Annotated in this window: 15 protein-coding genes; 13 read left to right on the top strand and 2 right to left on the bottom strand. The window is 54.5% G+C overall.

Annotated elements, in window-relative coordinates; genetic code table 11:
* Positions 1 to 40 precede the first annotated feature (40 nt).
* On the bottom strand, positions 41 to 649 hold the full coding sequence (locus tag B9Y90_RS01140; protein ID WP_085539952.1) for an SDR family oxidoreductase: 609 nt from the start codon (positions 647 to 649) through the stop codon (positions 41 to 43).
* A 72-nt stretch (positions 650 to 721) separates the two neighbouring features.
* On the opposite strand from B9Y90_RS01140, the gene setB reads away from it, so the two are divergent.
* A complete protein-coding gene (gene setB / locus B9Y90_RS01135) occupies positions 722 to 1,906 on the top strand; it encodes a sugar efflux transporter SetB (RefSeq protein WP_085539951.1) in 1,185 nt (394 codons plus the stop codon).
* Here setB and B9Y90_RS01130 read toward each other — a convergent pair.
* Positions 1,903 to 2,157 (bottom strand): YkgJ family cysteine cluster protein, encoded by a 255-nt coding sequence (locus tag B9Y90_RS01130; protein ID WP_085539950.1) that lies wholly within the window; start codon positions 2,155 to 2,157, stop codon positions 1,903 to 1,905. The genes setB and B9Y90_RS01130 overlap by 4 nt on opposite strands.
* Positions 2,158 to 2,290: 133 nt before the next feature.
* Between B9Y90_RS01130 and B9Y90_RS01125 the strand changes: the two genes are divergently transcribed.
* The 12 genes from B9Y90_RS01125 (at position 2,291) to B9Y90_RS01070 (ending at position 16,373) form a co-directional block, all read left to right on the top strand.
* Positions 2,291 to 2,731 carry a DUF2946 domain-containing protein gene (locus tag B9Y90_RS01125; RefSeq protein WP_039295443.1) on the top strand — a complete coding sequence of 147 codons (441 nt, stop codon included), beginning with the start codon at positions 2,291 to 2,293 and terminating at the stop codon, positions 2,729 to 2,731.
* A gap of 106 nt (positions 2,732 to 2,837) precedes the next feature.
* A complete protein-coding gene (locus B9Y90_RS01120; protein WP_085539949.1) occupies positions 2,838 to 4,907 on the top strand; it encodes a TonB-dependent receptor domain-containing protein in 2,070 nt (689 codons plus the stop codon).
* Positions 4,908 to 4,967: 60 nt separating this feature from the next.
* Positions 4,968 to 5,228, top strand: coding sequence for a DUF2534 family protein (locus B9Y90_RS01115; RefSeq protein WP_008459914.1), 261 nt, complete (start codon positions 4,968 to 4,970; stop codon positions 5,226 to 5,228).
* Between the two features lie 164 nt (positions 5,229 to 5,392).
* Positions 5,393 to 5,965, top strand: coding sequence for an elongation factor P-like protein YeiP (gene yeiP / locus B9Y90_RS01110; protein ID WP_008459912.1), 573 nt, complete (start codon positions 5,393 to 5,395; stop codon positions 5,963 to 5,965).
* A 191-nt stretch (positions 5,966 to 6,156) separates the two neighbouring features.
* Positions 6,157 to 7,623, top strand: coding sequence for a mannitol dehydrogenase family protein (locus tag B9Y90_RS01105; RefSeq protein WP_085539948.1), 1,467 nt, complete (start codon positions 6,157 to 6,159; stop codon positions 7,621 to 7,623).
* 150 nt (positions 7,624 to 7,773) lie between these two features.
* Positions 7,774 to 8,751, top strand: a complete 978-nt coding sequence (locus B9Y90_RS01100) for a CobW family GTP-binding protein (RefSeq protein ID WP_085539947.1) — start codon at positions 7,774 to 7,776, stop codon at positions 8,749 to 8,751.
* A gap of 45 nt (positions 8,752 to 8,796) precedes the next feature.
* Positions 8,797 to 9,501: a phosphatase PAP2 family protein gene (locus B9Y90_RS01095; RefSeq protein WP_085539946.1), complete on the top strand. Its 705-nt coding sequence runs from the start codon at positions 8,797 to 8,799 to the stop codon at positions 9,499 to 9,501.
* 420 nt (positions 9,502 to 9,921) lie between these two features.
* Positions 9,922 to 10,488 (top strand): bifunctional murein DD-endopeptidase/murein LD-carboxypeptidase, encoded by a 567-nt coding sequence (mepS, locus tag B9Y90_RS01090; protein WP_085539945.1) that lies wholly within the window; start codon positions 9,922 to 9,924, stop codon positions 10,486 to 10,488.
* A 251-nt stretch (positions 10,489 to 10,739) separates the two neighbouring features.
* Positions 10,740 to 12,320, top strand: coding sequence for a cyclic di-GMP phosphodiesterase (locus B9Y90_RS01085; RefSeq protein ID WP_085539944.1), 1,581 nt, complete (start codon positions 10,740 to 10,742; stop codon positions 12,318 to 12,320).
* Between the two features lie 108 nt (positions 12,321 to 12,428).
* Entirely contained in the window at positions 12,429 to 14,252 is a 1,824-nt protein-coding gene (locus tag B9Y90_RS01080; protein ID WP_085539943.1) for an extracellular solute-binding protein, read from the top strand.
* 1 nt (position 14,253) lies between these two features.
* A complete protein-coding gene (locus B9Y90_RS01075; protein ID WP_085539942.1) occupies positions 14,254 to 15,351 on the top strand; it encodes a microcin C ABC transporter permease YejB in 1,098 nt (365 codons plus the stop codon).
* Positions 15,348 to 16,373 (top strand): microcin C ABC transporter permease, encoded by a 1,026-nt coding sequence (locus B9Y90_RS01070; RefSeq protein WP_085539941.1) that lies wholly within the window; start codon positions 15,348 to 15,350, stop codon positions 16,371 to 16,373. The genes B9Y90_RS01075 and B9Y90_RS01070 overlap by 4 nt, the downstream gene beginning before the upstream one ends.
* Positions 16,374 to 16,375 lie beyond the last annotated feature (2 nt).

The raw sequence follows: 16,375 nt of genomic DNA, 5'->3' as shown, positions 1-16,375 counted from the left end.
AGAAAACACGTCGATAAATTTTGTATCGACGTGGAGGGGATCAGGCGAGCTGGCGGGTTGGCCGGAAGACGATTTCGTTTACGTCCATGTCATCGGGCTGTTCAAGGGCGAAGGCGATAGCACGGGCAAAGGAATCGGCCGGAATAGCCGTCGCCTGATAAAACCCCTGCATACCGCGAGCAACATCTTCTTCGGTGATGCTGTTCGGTAATTCCGAATCCACAGCCCCTGGAGAAAGAATTGTCGTGCGGATATTCCAGGGTTTTACCTCCTGTCTGAGACCTTCCGTCAACGCACGCACGGCGAATTTCGACGCGGAGTAGACCGTGCCATTCGGCATGATTTTATGTCCGGCCACCGACGCGACATTAACAAAATGCCCGGACATTTGGCGCTGCATATGCGGCAAGGCGGCGGCAATACCATAGAGCACCCCCTTGATATTCACGTCGATAGTGCGCTCCCAATCATCAACCTTCAGCCTTTCAAGCGCCGATATTGGCATTAACCCCGCGTTATTAACCATCACGTCAGTACGACCGAAGGCCTGAACAGCGCTGTCGACAAGCTGCTTCACGTCGCTGAGGACGGTCACGTCGGTCTCAACGGCGAGAGCCTGCCGCCCTCTACGGGTTAACTCATCAGACAGCTGCTGTAAATCTGTCTATTTAGGGGCAACGAGAGTAAACTCCGCGCATTCTTTTTCCTGCCGTCCAAAAGTATGCAAAACGCTCCCGTTACCGCCGCCCGTAAGCCTCTGGACTTCACCTCAACCGCGTTTTTGATTGTGGCTTTTTTGACCGGCATCGCCGGCGCGCTACAAACCCCAACGCTAAGCCTGTTTTTAACCGATGAAGTCCACGTTCGCCCTGCACTGGTCGGTTTTTTCTTCACAGGAAGCGCGGTGATTGGCATTCTGGTGAGCCAGTTTTTAGCCGGACGTTCCGACCGCAAAGGCGACCGGAAAACGCTGATTTTTGCCTGCTGCCTGCTCGGCGCGCTGGGCTGTGTCCTGTTCGCCTGGAACCGTAACTACTTTATTTTGCTGTTCGTTGGGGTGTTTCTGAGCAGCTTCGGCTCCACCGCCAACCCGCAGATGTTTGCGCTTGCCCGCGAGCATGCCGACAGTACCGGGCGAGAAGCGGTGATGTTCAGCTCTATTCTGCGCGCGCAGGTGTCTCTTGCCTGGGTGATTGGGCCGCCAATTGCCTACGCGCTGGCGATGGGATTCGGCTTCAAAGTGATGTACCTGAGCGCGGCGTTTGCCTTTGTGATTTGCGGCGCGATGGTGTGGCTCTTTTTGCCGTCTATGCGCAAAGAACCGGTGGCAAAAGCAGAAGCCCGGCTCGAGTCTCCGCGCCGCAACCGCCGCGACGCCCTGCTCCTGTTCGCCGCCTGTACCATGATGTGGGGCTGTAACAGCCTCTATATCATCAATATGCCGCTTTACATCATCAATGAGTTACACCTTCCGGAGAAGCTCGCCGGGGTCATGATGGGCACCGCGGCCGGGCTGGAAATCCCGACCATGCTGATTGCGGGCTACTACGCCAAACGCTTCGGTAAACGCTTCCTGATGCGCTTTGCCGTCGCTGCCGGGTTGCTGTTCTATGTCGGGATGGTGACGCTGACCAATGAATATATGCTGCTGGGGCTGCAGCTGTTAAACGCCATCTTTATCGGGATTCTGGCCGGGATAGGCATGATCTATTTTCAGGATCTTATGCCTGGCCAGGCGGGTGCCGCCACCACGCTGTATACCAACACCACGCGCGTGGGTTGGATCATTGCCGGTTCACTCGCCGGCGTGGTGGCCGAGATCTGGAACTATCACAGCGTCTTTTTCATCGCACTGGGGATGATAGCCGTCAGTATTTACTGCATGGCCCGCATCAAAGATATTTAAGGCGCCGTCGCGGCTTCAAGGTGGATCAGATAAGCCATTGCCTGATGGCGGGAGGTGCCGCACATCTCTCTTTCGGGCTGGAGGCCGCCGCAAACTTTAGGCCGCAAAGGCGAGCCAAACAGCTTGCAGCGCAGGCGTTCGTCCAGTTGAACGCAGGGCGTGTTGGCGGGCTTGCCCTCCGGCATACCGGGGATAGGCGTTGATATAGAAGGCGCGGTACAGCAAGCACCGCAGTCAGGACGACAATCCATTTACGTTTCCACCAGCATCAAAAGGTGCGTGACAATACCAGACCCAATGTCTGCGTCAATCTAACAATTCATTTAACATCATTCCTTCTTTCAGGATACACTTGCGCCACAACGACTACGGATCGGTAACGTTTTGTCACGGCGCAATCAATTCCACCTAACAGCCTGCTGGCTGGCGCTGCTTGCCGTTGCCATGCTGTTTATTGCACCGGTTATTTCCAAATCGCTGATGCACCATTCAGCCTGCGAACACAGCAGCATGATGATGACAATGGACATGTCTGACATGGACCATCACATGCCCATGCCCGAACCCTGCCCTCAGGCGTCAATGCCGCACAACATGCTGATGTCTGGCCCGGGTATGTCGCCGGGAGAAGAAATCGCCTGCGGCTATTGCCAACTGCTGATCCACCTGCCTTTTATTGAATTCTGCCTCACTGTTTTACTGCTGTTATTGTTGCTTTGCGTGCGCCGGACGCCGGTGATCGCGCTCTGCTGCGCCGTGGTTTCTCGCCCGTGGTCACCTCACCCGGCCCGCGCCCCACCCTCTGCTGCCTGCTACTTCGCTTAAAACACCAATAATTAACCGCGTAATGCTGAAGGCAGCGCTGAAGCGTTGTCTCGGGCTGTTCTTTTTATAAAGAACGGCAACGTTACGCCTGAAGGACAGTAAGGCAATGATGAAAACGCATTTAAAGCCGCTGGTATCTTTGATACTGCTGGCTATCACTTCTCCCGCAGTCGTCGCGGCGGGTTCACATGACACGATGAATATGCCGGACGATGCCGTGATGATCGTCACCTCTCCGGTATCATCGCCGCTGGAAGTTGTGACGTCCCCTAAAACGCCGCGTCAGCCTGTGCCAGCCAGCGACGGATCGGATTATCTGAAAACCATCCCCGGTTTCTCGCAAATCCGCAACGGCGGCACCAATGGCGACCCGGTATTTCGCGGCATGTTCGGTTCTCGCCTGCGTATCCTGACCAATAATGGTGAAATGCCTGGGGCCTGCCCGGCCAGAATGGATGCGCCAAGTTCGTACATTTCACCGGAGAGCTTTGATCTGCTGACGCTGATTAAAGGCCCGGAAAGCGTGCTTTGGGGGCCAGGTAACTCTGCGGGAACGGTGCGCTTCGACAGAGAACCGCCGCGCTTTGATAAAGCAGGCATCCAGGGCACCGCCAGCTTGCTTACTGCCTCTAATCAGCGCTGGGACAGCAACGCAGACGTCAGTCTGGGGAGCGAAGACGGCTATTTACGCCTGATCGGCAATAAGTCCCATTCCGGCGATTACGAAGACGGCAACGGCAACCGGGTGGCCTCGAAGTGGGATAAATGGAACGCCGACGTTGCGCTGGGCTGGACGCCCAACAAAGATACATTGCTGGAGCTAACGGCGGGTAAAGGCAACGGCGAAGCCCGCTACGCGGGTCGCAGCATGGACGGCTCCCAGTTCCGGCGCGACAGCCTGGGGGCGCGCTTCGAAATGTCGAACATCGGCGAGGTTTTCAACAAGTTCGAAAGCAGCGTCTACTACAACTACGCCAACCACATTATGGATAACTATACCCTGCGGTCCCCAGGGACGATGTCCAGCGGCATGTCCGGCGGGCATATGGCCTCCTCGATGGGCATGGATATGGGCAGTTCGATGGACATGGGTTCATCCATGAGCATGAATATGCCGATGGCGATGCAACTCGATCGTCGTACGGTTGGCGGGCGCATGATGGGCACGTGGCTGTGGTCTGACTACGAACTGCGCAGCGGCATCGACGGGCAGCAAAGCACCCACCGCAGCAAACAGGACGCAGGCTGGAAGCAGGATGCCCGTTTCCAGGACGCAGGTCTCTTTAGCGAACTGACCTGGAACGCCACCGACAACAACAAAGTTATCGGCGGCGCGCGCCTCGATCGGACTCGCGTCAATAATGATACGGACGTTGGCGCCAGCGTGCGCAGCAAAACGCTACCGGCAGGTTTTGTGCGCTACGAACAAACGCTGAGTGGTGTTCCCGTCATGCTGTACGCTGGCGTGGGCTACACTGAGCGCTTCCCGGATTACTGGGAACTGTTTTCCCCCACCTACGGGCCGGACGGCACTAAAAATGTCTTCGATAAGCTGAAAACAGAAAAAACGACGCAGTTGGATATTGGTGCCCAGTACAGCGGTGAACGCCTGAATAGTTGGGTTTCCGCGTACCTTGGCCGGGTGAATGATTTTATTCTCTTCCGCTATGACCCCAATAACGCCCGCGTCAGTCAGGCAGATAACGTTGACGCCACCATTATGGGGGGCGAAATGGGCATGAGCTACGCGCTGACCGAATCCTGGAAAGCAGACGCAAGCCTGGCGTATGCCTGGGGGCAAAACACCAGCGACCATCAGCCGCTGCCGCAAATAGCCCCGCTGGAAACCCGCTTCGGCCTGACGTGGGAGCGAGGGGACTGGAGCAGCACTGGCCTGCTGCGGCTGGTCAGCAGCCAGCATCGCGTGGCGCTGAATGAGGGTAACGTGGTCGGGAAAGATTTCGACAAAAGCAGCGGCTTTGCGATTTTTTCCGCCAACGCCGCTTACCGTCTCAGCAAAGCCATCAGGCTCAGCGCAGGCGTCGATAACCTGTTGAACAAAACCTACAGCGAACACCTGAACCTGGCGGGCAACAGCAGCTTTGGCTATTCGTCCAATACCCCGGTCAATGAACCAGGCCGGACGGTCTGGGGCAAAGTGAACGTCACGTTTTAATTACCTGGCCCCGATTGTCGGGGCCATTACGCTTAATCATTCCCCAGCCAGGAGGCTGATATGCTTGCAAAACTTCGTACCCCAGAAGGTAAAAAGTTCCTTATCGCGGTTGCCATCGTCTTTACTATTGTCGTGTCGCTTATTTCAAAGGTGACCTTTGAAGGCGTGGAAGAGCAGTACAACTGGCCAATGGAACAGTGGACGCTGGACATGTTTATCATGCAGGGCGCGTGGGTCACTATCTACACGATTATGTTCACTATTTTGTGTTCGCTGCCGTTTGCTTTCTATTTCTTAGCGCCTAAGGATGGCCGCGGCTAGGGCGTTTTCCGCGTCTGGCGTGTCGGCAAAGCAGGATGTTGCCGACACGCTTGCCTTAAACCCCTTACTTTTGTGCTTCTTTATCAAATCCGCTTGCCTGAAACGCGCCTCACGAGTACTTTGACGCAATATTTTCGCATCTCAATTTTTGACAGGAAACACCGATGGCAAGAGCTAACGAAATCAAAAAAGGCATGGTTCTCAATTACAACGGCAAACTGCTGATTGTTAAAGATATTGATATCCAGGCTCCCAGCGCACGCGGCGCAGCAACCCTGTATAAGATGCGTTTCTCCGATGTTCGCACCGGGCAAAAAGTGGAAGAACGCTTCAAAGGCGATGATATCGTTGACACCATCACCCTGACACGTCGCTTCGTTGACTTCTCCTACATCGACGGCAACGAATACGTATTCATGGATAAAGAGGATTACACTCCGTACATCTTCACCAAAGACCAGATCGAAGAAGAGCTGCAGTTCATTCCAGAAGGCGGTATGCCGGATATGCAGGTGCTGACCTGGGACGGCCAGCTGCTGGCGCTGGAGCTGCCGCAAACCGTGGATCTGGAAATCATCGAAACGGCTCCGGGCATCAAAGGCGCTTCCGCCAGCTCCCGTACCAAGCCAGCAACGCTGTCCACCGGCCTGGTGATTCAGGTGCCGGAATACATGGTTGCCGGGGAAAAAATCCGCATTCATATTGCAGAAAAACGCTCTATGGGCCGCGCCGACTGATGATAAATGACGCTCCTTCGGGAGCGTTTTTTTTAATCTCACGATCAAGGTTATTATACCAATTTCATCCATCCGCTCTATTATCAGACCTACATCACACAAAAGCGATTAACTAAACAGACCAATTTTATTTCCTGTCATACAGCTTTACACTGCATAGATTCCCACCTCCCTACACAGGATGCGACTCTATGGATACCCTTGCCACTGCTTCACTTCCGGATACCGTTCAACGGCCAAACTACGACCGCCGCGCGCTTAAAACGCGTATCGTGCATTTTGGGTTTGGTGCTTTCCACCGTGCACATCAGGCCCTGCTCACCGACCGAGTGCTCAACAAGCTGGGCGGCGACTGGGGGATCTGTGAGATCAGCCTGTTTAACGGCGATAAGCTGATGCAAGATCTTCGGCAACAGGATCATCTTTTCACGGTGCTGGAGAAAGGGGCGGCGGGAAACCAGGCGCGGGTTATCGGCGCCGTGAAAGAATGCCTGAATGCGAAGCTGGATGGTATGGCAGCCATCATAGAGAAGTTTTGTGAACCGCAGGTCGCCATTGTTTCCCTGACCGTGACCGAAAAAGGCTACTGCATCGATCCCGCCAGCGGAAAGCTGGATACCACCAATGAGCGGATTATTCACGATCTGGCGTCGCCCCAGGCTCCGCATTCCGTACCAGGAATACTTGTAGAGGCACTAAGCCGCCGCCGCGAGCGTGGATTAAACCCGTTTACGGTCTTATCCTGCGATAACATTCCTGATAACGGGCACCTGGTTCGCCAGGCCGTGCTGGGTATGGCCGCGAGTCGAAGCGCCGGGCTGGCAGAATGGATTGCCAAAGAAGTCACCTTCCCCAGCACCATGGTTGACCGCATTGTTCCGGCAGCCACTGAGGAATCGCTGCAGGAAATTGCGGAAATACTGGGCGTACAAGACCCCTGTGCCATTGCCGCCGAGCCGTTTATTCAGTGGGTCGTCGAAGATAATTTTGTAGCCGGTCGCCCGGAGTGGGAAGCCGTCGGGGTGGAAATGGTTGCCGATGTGGTGCCCTACGAGCAGATGAAGCTGCGGATGCTCAACGGCAGCCACTCGTTTCTGGCTTATCTCGGCTACCTTGCCGGTTACCCGCATATTAATGATTGCATGGCCGACGAACATTTTGCCCTTGCTGCAAAGCACCTGATGCTGCAGGAGCAGGCACTGACGCTGAATATTAAGGGCGTCGATTTGAACCAGTATGCCGCCAGCCTCCTCGAGCGGTTTGCAAATCCTGCCCTGAAGCATCGCACCTGGCAAATTGCCATGGACGGCAGCCAGAAGCTTCCCCAGCGCTGGCTGGAAAGCGTTCGCTGGCATCTGGCAAACGGCAGCCACTGGCCATGCCTGGCGCTCGGGATCGCCGGCTGGATGCGCTACGTTAGCGGCCTCGACGAACAGGGCCATGCGATTGACGTTCGCGATCCGCTTCAGGGCAAAATTCAGATGTTGGTGAGCGACAGCAGCGAAAACGAACGCGTCAGCGCCCTCCTCAGCCTGAGCGAAATTTTTGGTGATGACCTGCCCAAAAACGAAAAATTTGTCGAAAACGTTCAGCAAGCCTGGCAGCAACTCATTCGCCTGGGCGCGCGCGGCGCGGTCGAAAACTTGCGCTTAAGTTAACAATCAATGCGCTTAACGTGGTCTTACGGTGCGGTAAGCCGCGTTAAGGCTTCTCTTTTCTCCGGGTTGTCGTCAGGATAGTCAGCGTAAATGATGAATAATCACTGATAGATTGACGTGGTTTACAGGCAGTAAACCCCCGGAGTCACCGTGACAAAAACGAATTTAATTACCGGCTTCCTGGGCAGCGGTAAAACCACCACCATTTTACATTTGCTGGCCAACAAGCCCGTCGATGAAAAATGGGCGGTGCTGGTCAATGAATTTGGTGAAGTGGGCATTGATGGCGCCCTGCTGGCTGACAGCGGTGCGCTGCTGAAAGAGATCCCTGGCGGCTGTATGTGCTGCGTTAACGGCCTGCCGATGCAGGTCGGCCTTAATACCCTGCTGCGCCAGGGCAAGCCAGACCGCCTGCTAATTGAACCCACCGGCCTTGGTCACCCGAAACAAATCCTGGATATGCTTACCGCTGACGTATATCAGCCGTGGATTGACCTGCGGGCCACGCTTTGCCTGCTCGACCCACGCCAGCTTCTGGATGAAAAAGCCCTGAATAATGACAACTTCCGCGACCAGCTAGCCGCGGCGGACGTCGTTGTGGCGAATAAACAAGATCGCGCCACATCGGAAAGCCAGGCCGCTTTAGATAGCTGGTATCAAAATAATGGCGACGACCGCGAGCTGGTTCACGCGGAAAAAGGGGTCGTCAGTATTGCGCTGCTCGATAAACCAAGACTGAACCAACGTGAACTGCCGCCCAGCCCTGAGCACCAGCATGCCCAATCGGTCCCTCATGGCCTTGCCGCGCTGAGCCTGCCGGGGCATCAGCGCTGGCGTCGGAGCGTGAACAGCGGGCAGGGTTATTACGCCTGTGGTTGGATTTTCGATGAAGAAACCGTTTTCGACACCATTGGCCTGCTGGAGTGGGCACGTCTTGCCCCGGTTGAGCGAGTCAAAGGCGTGCTGCGTATTCCCGAAGGCCTGGTGCGTATCAACCGCCAGGGCAACGACCTGCATATTGAAACGCAATCCGCACCACCGCTGGATAGCCGCATCGAATTGATTCACCCGGCTCAGTCCGACTGGAATGCCCTGCAATCCAGCCTGTTGAGCTTACGTTTAAGTTAGCGCGTCTACCTTTGCGCCCCCGTAATGAGATTTAGAAGCTGTATCATGATTAATCGCCTTCCGCTTATCCTGCTCCTGAACGTCCTGGGCATCGCCCTGTTCTTCAGCTGGTACCTGCCAGAGAACCATGGATTTTGGTTCAACATCGACGCCTCGCTGTTCCATTTCTTTAATAATGAACTGGTCAAGAGCCATACCTTTTTAACGCTGATTGCCATCACCAATAACCGGGCCTTCGACGGCATTTCGCTGCTGGCAATGGGCGCGCTGTTTTCCTGGTTCTGGCTGCATGAAGATTGCGCGGGCCGCCGCCGCCTGGTGCTGATGGGCGTGGTGATGCTGCTCTGCGCCGTGGTCATCAACCAGCTCGGCCACCTTATCCCGGTGGTGCACGCCAGCCCAACGCTGTACTTTAAAGACATTTATCGCGTCAGCGAGCTGCTGCACTTCCCGACGAAAGACGCCTCAAGCGACAGCTTCCCCGGCGATCACGGCCTGATGCTGCTCATCTTCACCGGTTTTATGCTGCGTTATTTCGGCCCACGAGCGTTTCTTATTGCCGTCGCGATCTTCTTTGTCTTCTCTTCACCAAGAATAATGATAGGCGCGCACTGGTTTACCGATGTCTACGTCGGGTCACTCTCTATTGCTCTGGTTGGCCTGCCCTGGGTGCTATTAACCCCAATCAGCGACCGGTTAATTTCTATACTGAACCGTACTGTTCCGGGAAAATATAAAGCGTCCCGCTGACGGTTAATAAGTGATGAAGATAGTCAACGAGCAAAGGCCCATCCGGGCCTTTGCTTATTTTTTCAGCATCATGACAGTAAGATGAATATTTACTCATACAAAATCCGCTTCAATTTGAATGACCTGACGATAAAACCAGCAGAATCGCCGATCATTTGTTCGAAATAACCTTTCGCGACGAATCATCACAATTTCTTATAAAAATAAGAATAAAAACGCTCGCATAGCCTGGTTTTATCGGGTAGTCTCGGGAAAGTTTGCTCTGCGGCTGATCTATTTGTGCTGTGAATAAAAGTGTGCGATGTTCCACATTTTTGTGCATGAATAATTGTCTCGTGGCTTTTAGGTAATTAGTCTCGTCACGTTGGTATTTTTGTATAACGAATTATTCGTTAAGGACATCAAGGGAAAACAAACAAAATGGTCAAATCTCAGCCTATTTTGAGATACATCTTGCGGGCGATACCCGCGATTGCGGTGGCAGTTATGCTTTCCGCCTGTAGTTCGACTAACACAGCAAATATGCATTCTGAGACGCATGCAGTCGGTGAAAAAGATGGTTTTTTACTGCAAGCCTCTCAGGATGAATTCGAAGAGATGGTTCGTAATGTTGACGTGAAGTCACGCATTATGGAGCAATACGCGAGCTGGAAAGGTGTACGCTACCGTCTTGGCGGCAGCAGCAGAGCGGGCATTGATTGTTCTGCATTCGTGCAGCGCACGTTCCAGGAACAGTTTGGTTTAAACCTGCCGCGTTCAACGTCTGAGCAGCAGGAGTCCGGTAAATCTGTTTCGCGTAATAAGTTACGCACCGGTGATTTAGTGCTGTTCCGTGCAGGCTCAACCGGCCGTCACGTAGGCATCTACATTGGGAATAACCAATTTGTACATGCTTCCACCAGCAGCGGCGTTGTGATTTCCAGCATGGACGAGCCCTACTGGAAGAAGCGTTACAACGAAGCGCGTCGGGTGCTAAGCCGCAGCTAACGCCGCAGTAAGATATGTTTTGTTGAGAGTTATTCCCTTGGCTACTCAGCAAAACCACCAACGTTTAAAACGCTGCCAACGCAGCGTTTTTTTATGCCTGTAATTCAGACGTTTACTCTTTTCGCTAAAAATTGAAAAGTGAAATAGTTACCTTGCGAAACAAGTTAAACAATTTCCTGGTTATGGGTTATAGTCAGAAAAAAGCACAAAACAAACGATGATTCGCTTGCCCCTGCGGGACTCATAATTCCATGTCTTATAGAAATATTTTTTCGCGCTACTTTAGCACCCCAAAGCAGATAGTCGCGTTTAGCCTGCTGATGGGATTATGTGCCGCATTATTTATCGGCGGGCTAACCAGCCTGGCACTCCATTCCAAGCGGGAGTCCGCTTATAATCTCCTCTCTCGCGACATCAGCAACTATCTCGATACCTTCTTTAAAGAACTTCACGCCACCGCCGAGGGTATCCAGCCTTTAACCATGAACGAGTGTGAAAGGGTCAGCGGTGAACTGACTTCTCGTGCGGCTTTTAATCCCAATGTACGAGCCTTTTTGCTGGTGCGTAACGGCATCGCCTACTGCTCTTCCGCCACCGGCAACATGGAAATGTCGATGGATGCGCTGGAGCCCGAACTGAACATCAATAAAACCGTCGACCTGGCGATCATGAACGGCACACCAATGATGCCGGGCAAGCCGGTGATTGCCGCCTGGTTTCTTAACCCACTGGCCTCGGGGCGCGGCGTTTTTACTACGCTAAACGTCAATCTTACGCCCTACCTGGTGTTCACCTCCCGCCAGCAGGACATCAGCTCCATGGCGCTGGTGGTAGGCAACAAGGCGCTCACGTCCTATTCACCCGACGTGATAAATACCGATGAGCTTCCCCCCTCGCCCACCAGAATTTCTGTGCTTAACGGCTACCCGATTAAACTCTACATTTATGGTACGCCGTGGCCGCTGGAGGACATTCAACTGGCCATTCTGGCCGGGTTATTATCCGGCCTGTTGAGCGCCGCGCTGTGTGGTTACTTTCTGTCGGTCAAAGTACGGGCGGGGAAAGAAATTCTTACCGGCATCAAGCGGGGGCAATTTTTTGTTGTTTACCAGCCCGTGGTCGACTCACAGGCTCTGCAGATGCGTGGTATAGAGGTGCTGATGCGCTGGGAGCACCCAACGGCGGGCATGATCCCCCCGGATGCGTTTATCGGCTTTGCCGAAGCTCAGCAGTTGATTGTGCCACTCACGCGCCATTTGTTTGAATTGATTGCCCGGGACGCACCTACGCTGCAAAAAGTTCTGCCCGCCGGAGCCAAGCTGGGCGTGAATCTCGCCCCAAGCCATCTTCACTCCCCGACGTTTAAGCAGGATATTCAGGCCTTCGCCGCTTCACTGCCGCCGCACCATTTCCAGTTAGTGTTTGAGATAACCGAGCGCGACATGCTGAAAGAAAAAGAGGCGATGGGCATTTTTGCCTGGCTACACGAGCAGGGGTTTGAAATCGCGGTGGATGACTTCGGTACCGGCCACAGCGCGCTGATTTATCTCGAGCGCTTTACGCTGGATTATCTGAAGATTGACCGCGGCTTCGTCAACTCCATCGGGATGGAAACGGTGACCGCGCCGGTGCTGGACGCCGTGCTGACGCTGGCTCAGCGCCTGAACATGAACACGGTAGCGGAAGGGGTAGAAACGCCGGAGCAGGCGAAATGGCTTATTGAACGCGGCTGTAACTTCCTGCAAGGCTATTACTTCAGCCGCCCCCTGACCCTAAGCCAGCTTGTCAGCTGGAACCCTTCCCACACGCTTTATGACGAATTGAAAGACTGACAGGCATTGCGCAATCTTCACCGGCTAACTTATGATTAACCATCATGGGCTTACCGGGCGCTGCCGCGTGACGCCTGCGCTTTCCCACCCACCGGGCAAGGAATGAAGATGACAAAAGCTGTACGTGCACTGATGCTGCTTTGCCTGAGCACCTTTTCCCTTACGCCACGCGCCGCAGAGATAAACGAAAGCTACTCTTTTGCCGTCCTGGGCGAACCTAAATACGCCGTCAACTTCACGCAGTTTGATTACGTCAATCCCGCAGCCCCCAAGGGCGGTAATATCACGCTCTCGGCGATTGGCACTTTTGATAACTTCAACCGTTTTGCCATGCGGGGTAACCCGGGCGTTCGCACCGACACGCTGTACGACCCGCTGTTCACCACTTCTGATGACGAACCCGGCAGCTATTATCCTTTGATTGCCGAGATGGCCCGCTACCCGTCCAACTTTGCGTGGACTGAAGTGTCCATTAACCCGCGAGCCCGCTTTCAGGATGGCAGCCCAATTACCGCCCAAGACGTCGCATTTACCTTCAATAAATTCATGACGGAAGGCGTGCCGCAGTTCCGCCTGATTTACAAAGGGGCGACGGTACGCGCCATTGCGCCGCTCACCGTGCGTATTGAGCTTGCCACGCCGAGCAAAGACCGGATGCTGGGCCTGTTTTCGCTTCCTGTATTCCCGGAGAAGTTCTGGAAGGATCACAAGCTGAGCGACCCGCTCTCCTCCCCACCGCTTTCCAGCGGGCCGTATAAAATCACCGACTGGAAAATGGGGCAATACATCACCTATTCGCGAGTACGGGATTACTGGGCGGTAAATCTACCCGTTAACCGTGGGCGCTGGAACTTTAATACCATCCGCTACGACTATTATCTTGATGACGACGTGGCTTTTGAGGCGTTCAAGGCCGGGGCGTTTGATTATCGTACTGAGGTCTCAGCCAAAAACTGGGCCACGCGCTACATCGGGAAAAACTTCAGCAACCATTACATCGTCAAGGATGAGCAGAAAAACGAATCCGCCCAGGATACCCGTTGGCTGGCGTTTAACATCCAGCGCCCCATTTTCAGCGACCGCCGGGTAAGGGAAGCCATCGGCCTGGCCTTTGATTTTGAGTGGATGAACAAGGCGCTGTTTTATGGCGCTTACAGCCGGGCCAACAGCTATTTTCAGAATACGGAATACGCCGCTCGCGGTTACCCGGATGCCGACGAACTGATGCTGCTGGCGCCGATGAAAAAAGATCTCCCGCCGGAGGTTTTCACCTCTATTTATAATCCACCAAAATCTGACGGACGCGGGTTTGACCGGGAAAACCTGCTCAAGGCGCTCAGCCTGCTGAAAGAAGCGGGCTGGGAGTTAAAAGACCAGAAGCTGGTAAACGTAGCCACCGGCCAGCCGTTTGTGTTCGAACTGCTGACCGGCACGACCGGCAACACGCAATGGATCCTCCCCTTCCAGCGCAATTTGCAGCGCCTGGGCATTACCATGAATATCCGCCAGGTCGATAACTCGCAGCTTTCAAGCCGCCTGCGCAGCCGCGACTACGACATGATGCCAAGTTTATACAGCGCAATGCCTTACCCAAGCCCTAGTTTGCAAATTATTTGGGCCTCGGAGTACATCAATTCCAGCTATAACGCGCCGGGGGTACAAAGCCCGGTGGTCGACAAGCTCATTGAGATGATTATCGCCAATCAGGGCGACAAGAAAAAACTGCTGCCGCTGGGCCGTGCCCTTGACCGTGTGCTGACCTGGAACAACTACATGCTGCCGATGTGGTATATGTCGGCTGACCGGCTGGCCTGGTGGAATAAGTTCTCCCGCCCCGCCATTCATCCGCTCTACAGCACCGGGTTTGATAACTGGTGGTATGACGTCAACAAAGCTGCGAAGCTGCCTGCCGACCGGCGTCAGGGGGACTAACGTGGGCGCTTATATCCTGCGGCGGTTGCTGCTTATCATTCCCACGCTGTGGGCAATAATCACCATCAACTTTTTCATCGTGCAGATTGCCCCAGGTGGACCGGTGGATCAGGCCATTGCCGCAATACAAATGGGCCACACAACAGGCATGCCGGGCGTGAACAACGACGCCATGGGGAGCGGCCACGCCCGCACCGGCGTGGGTGACGCCACCAGCAGCCAGTATCGCGGGGGCCGAGGCCTTGACCCGGAAGTCATTGCCGATATTGTGCATCGCTACGGGTTCGACAAACCGCTGCACGAGCGCTATTTCACTATGCTCGGCGACTATTTACGCTTCGACTTCGGCAACAGTCTGTTCCGTAGCTCCTCGGTGATTAAGCTGATAAAAGACAGCCTGCCCGTTTCCATTTCCATCGGGCTGTGGAGCACGCTGATTATCTATCTGGTGTCGATTCCGTTGGGGATCCGTAAAGCAGTCAGCAATGGCAGCAGTTTTGATATCTGGAGCAGCATTTTCATTATTATCGGCTACGCCATTCCGGCGTTTTTGTTTGCCATCCTGCTGATTGTGCTGTTTGCCGGCGGCACTTATCTCGACTGGTTCCCACTGCGAGGGCTAACGTCGGCCAATTTTGAGACCCTGCCCTGGTACAGCAAAATCACCGATTACCTGTGGCACATCACGCTGCCCGTGCTGGCGACGGTCATCGGCGGCTTTGCTACCTTAACCATGCTGACGAAGAATTCCTTTCTCGATGAAATTCGCAAGCAATACGTGGTGACGGCACGAGCCAAAGGGCTGGATGAGAAAAAAATTCTGTATCACCACGTCTTTCGTAACGCGATGCTGCTGGTGATTGCCGGGTTCCCGGCGACGTTTATCAGCATGTTCTTCACAGGCTCGCTGCTGATTGAGGTGATGTTCTCGCTTAACGGGCTGGGCCTGTTGGGCTACGAAGCCACGATTTCCCGCGACTACCCGGTGATTTTCGGCACCCTTTATATTTTTAGTCTGATTGGCCTGCTGACCAACATCCTCAGCGATGTTACCTACACGCTGGTCGATCCCCGTATCGATTTTGAGGGACGCGGATGAGCCGATTAAGCCCGGTAAACCAGGCGCGCTGGGCGCGCTTTCGTCAGAACCGTCGCGGCTACTGGTCGCTGTGGATCTTTGCGCTGATTTTTGTCCTGAGCATGGGGGCTGAGCTGGTTGCCAACGAGCGCCCGCTGGTGGTGAGCTACGAAGGCAAGCTCTGGTTCCCGGCGTTGAAAAACTACAGCGAAAGTGATTTTGGCGGCCCACTCTCAACTCCCGCGGACTACCAGGATCCCTGGTTAACAGAACGCCTGAATGAAAAAGGCTGGATCTTCTGGGCGCCGATCCGCTTTAGCAGCAACACCATCAACTACGCCAGCAATGTCCCTTTTCCTTCACCACCCAGCGCACAAAACTGGCTTGGTACCGACGCCAACGGCAGCGACGTGCTGGCGAGGATCCTATACGGCACGCGCATTTCCGTGCTCTTCGGCCTGTTGCTGACCTTTTTCTCCAGCATCATTGGCGTGCTGGCCGGGGCGGTACAGGGCTATTACGGCGGGCGCATTGACCTGTGGGGACAACGGTTGATTGAAGTCTGGTCCGGCATGCCGACGCTGTTTTTGATCATCATGCTCTCCAGCGTGGTACAGCCCAATTTTTGGTGGCTGCTGGGTATAACCGTTTTGTTTGGCTGGATGGGGCTGGTGGGCGTTGTGCGGGCAGAGTTTTTGCGCACCCGCAACTTCGACTATATTCGGGCGGCGCAAGCCATGGGCGTCAGCGACTGGTCAATCATGACCCGGCATATGCTGCCCAACGCCATGGTGGCTACCCTGACCTTCCTGCCGTTCATTCTGTGCGCCTCGATAACAACCTTAACCTCACTGGATTTCCTCGGCTTTGGTCTGCCGCTGGGATCGCCGTCGCTGGGTGAACTCGTGTTACAGGGCAAAAACAACCTTCAGGCACCGTGGTTGGGCATCTCTGCGTTCTTGTCTCTGGCCATTTTGCTCTCCCTGTTAATTTTTATTGGCGAAGCGGTTCGTGACGCCTTCGACCCGGCTAAGGCGCGCTGACC

The sequence above is a fragment of the Cedecea sp. NFIX57 genome (genome assembly GCF_900177785.1).
GTDB lineage: Bacteria > Pseudomonadota > Gammaproteobacteria > Enterobacterales > Enterobacteriaceae > Cedecea > Cedecea neteri_C.
This window is presented reverse-complemented; position numbering and strand designations above follow the sequence as displayed.

Excerpts from the sequence above, each read along its gene's own strand:
- B9Y90_RS01120 (WP_085539949.1), top strand. The coding sequence starts at position 2,838 with ATGATGAAAACGCATTTAAAGCCGCTGGTATCTTTGATACTGCTGGCT.
- B9Y90_RS01115 (WP_008459914.1), top strand. The coding sequence starts at position 4,968 with ATGCTTGCAAAACTTCGTACCCCAGAAGGTAAAAAGTTCCTTATCGCG.
- yeiP (WP_008459912.1), top strand. The coding sequence starts at position 5,393 with ATGGCAAGAGCTAACGAAATCAAAAAAGGCATGGTTCTCAATTACAAC.
- B9Y90_RS01130 (WP_085539950.1), bottom strand. The coding sequence starts at position 2,157 with ATGGATTGTCGTCCTGACTGCGGTGCTTGCTGTACCGCGCCTTCTATA.
- B9Y90_RS01095 (WP_085539946.1), top strand. The coding sequence starts at position 8,797 with ATGATTAATCGCCTTCCGCTTATCCTGCTCCTGAACGTCCTGGGCATC.
- setB (WP_085539951.1), top strand. The coding sequence starts at position 722 with ATGCAAAACGCTCCCGTTACCGCCGCCCGTAAGCCTCTGGACTTCACC.
- B9Y90_RS01080 (WP_085539943.1), top strand. The coding sequence starts at position 12,429 with ATGACAAAAGCTGTACGTGCACTGATGCTGCTTTGCCTGAGCACCTTT.
- B9Y90_RS01085 (WP_085539944.1), top strand. The coding sequence starts at position 10,740 with ATGTCTTATAGAAATATTTTTTCGCGCTACTTTAGCACCCCAAAGCAG.
- B9Y90_RS01105 (WP_085539948.1), top strand. The coding sequence starts at position 6,157 with ATGGATACCCTTGCCACTGCTTCACTTCCGGATACCGTTCAACGGCCA.
- B9Y90_RS01070 (WP_085539941.1), top strand. The coding sequence starts at position 15,348 with ATGAGCCGATTAAGCCCGGTAAACCAGGCGCGCTGGGCGCGCTTTCGT.
- mepS (WP_085539945.1), top strand. The coding sequence starts at position 9,922 with ATGGTCAAATCTCAGCCTATTTTGAGATACATCTTGCGGGCGATACCC.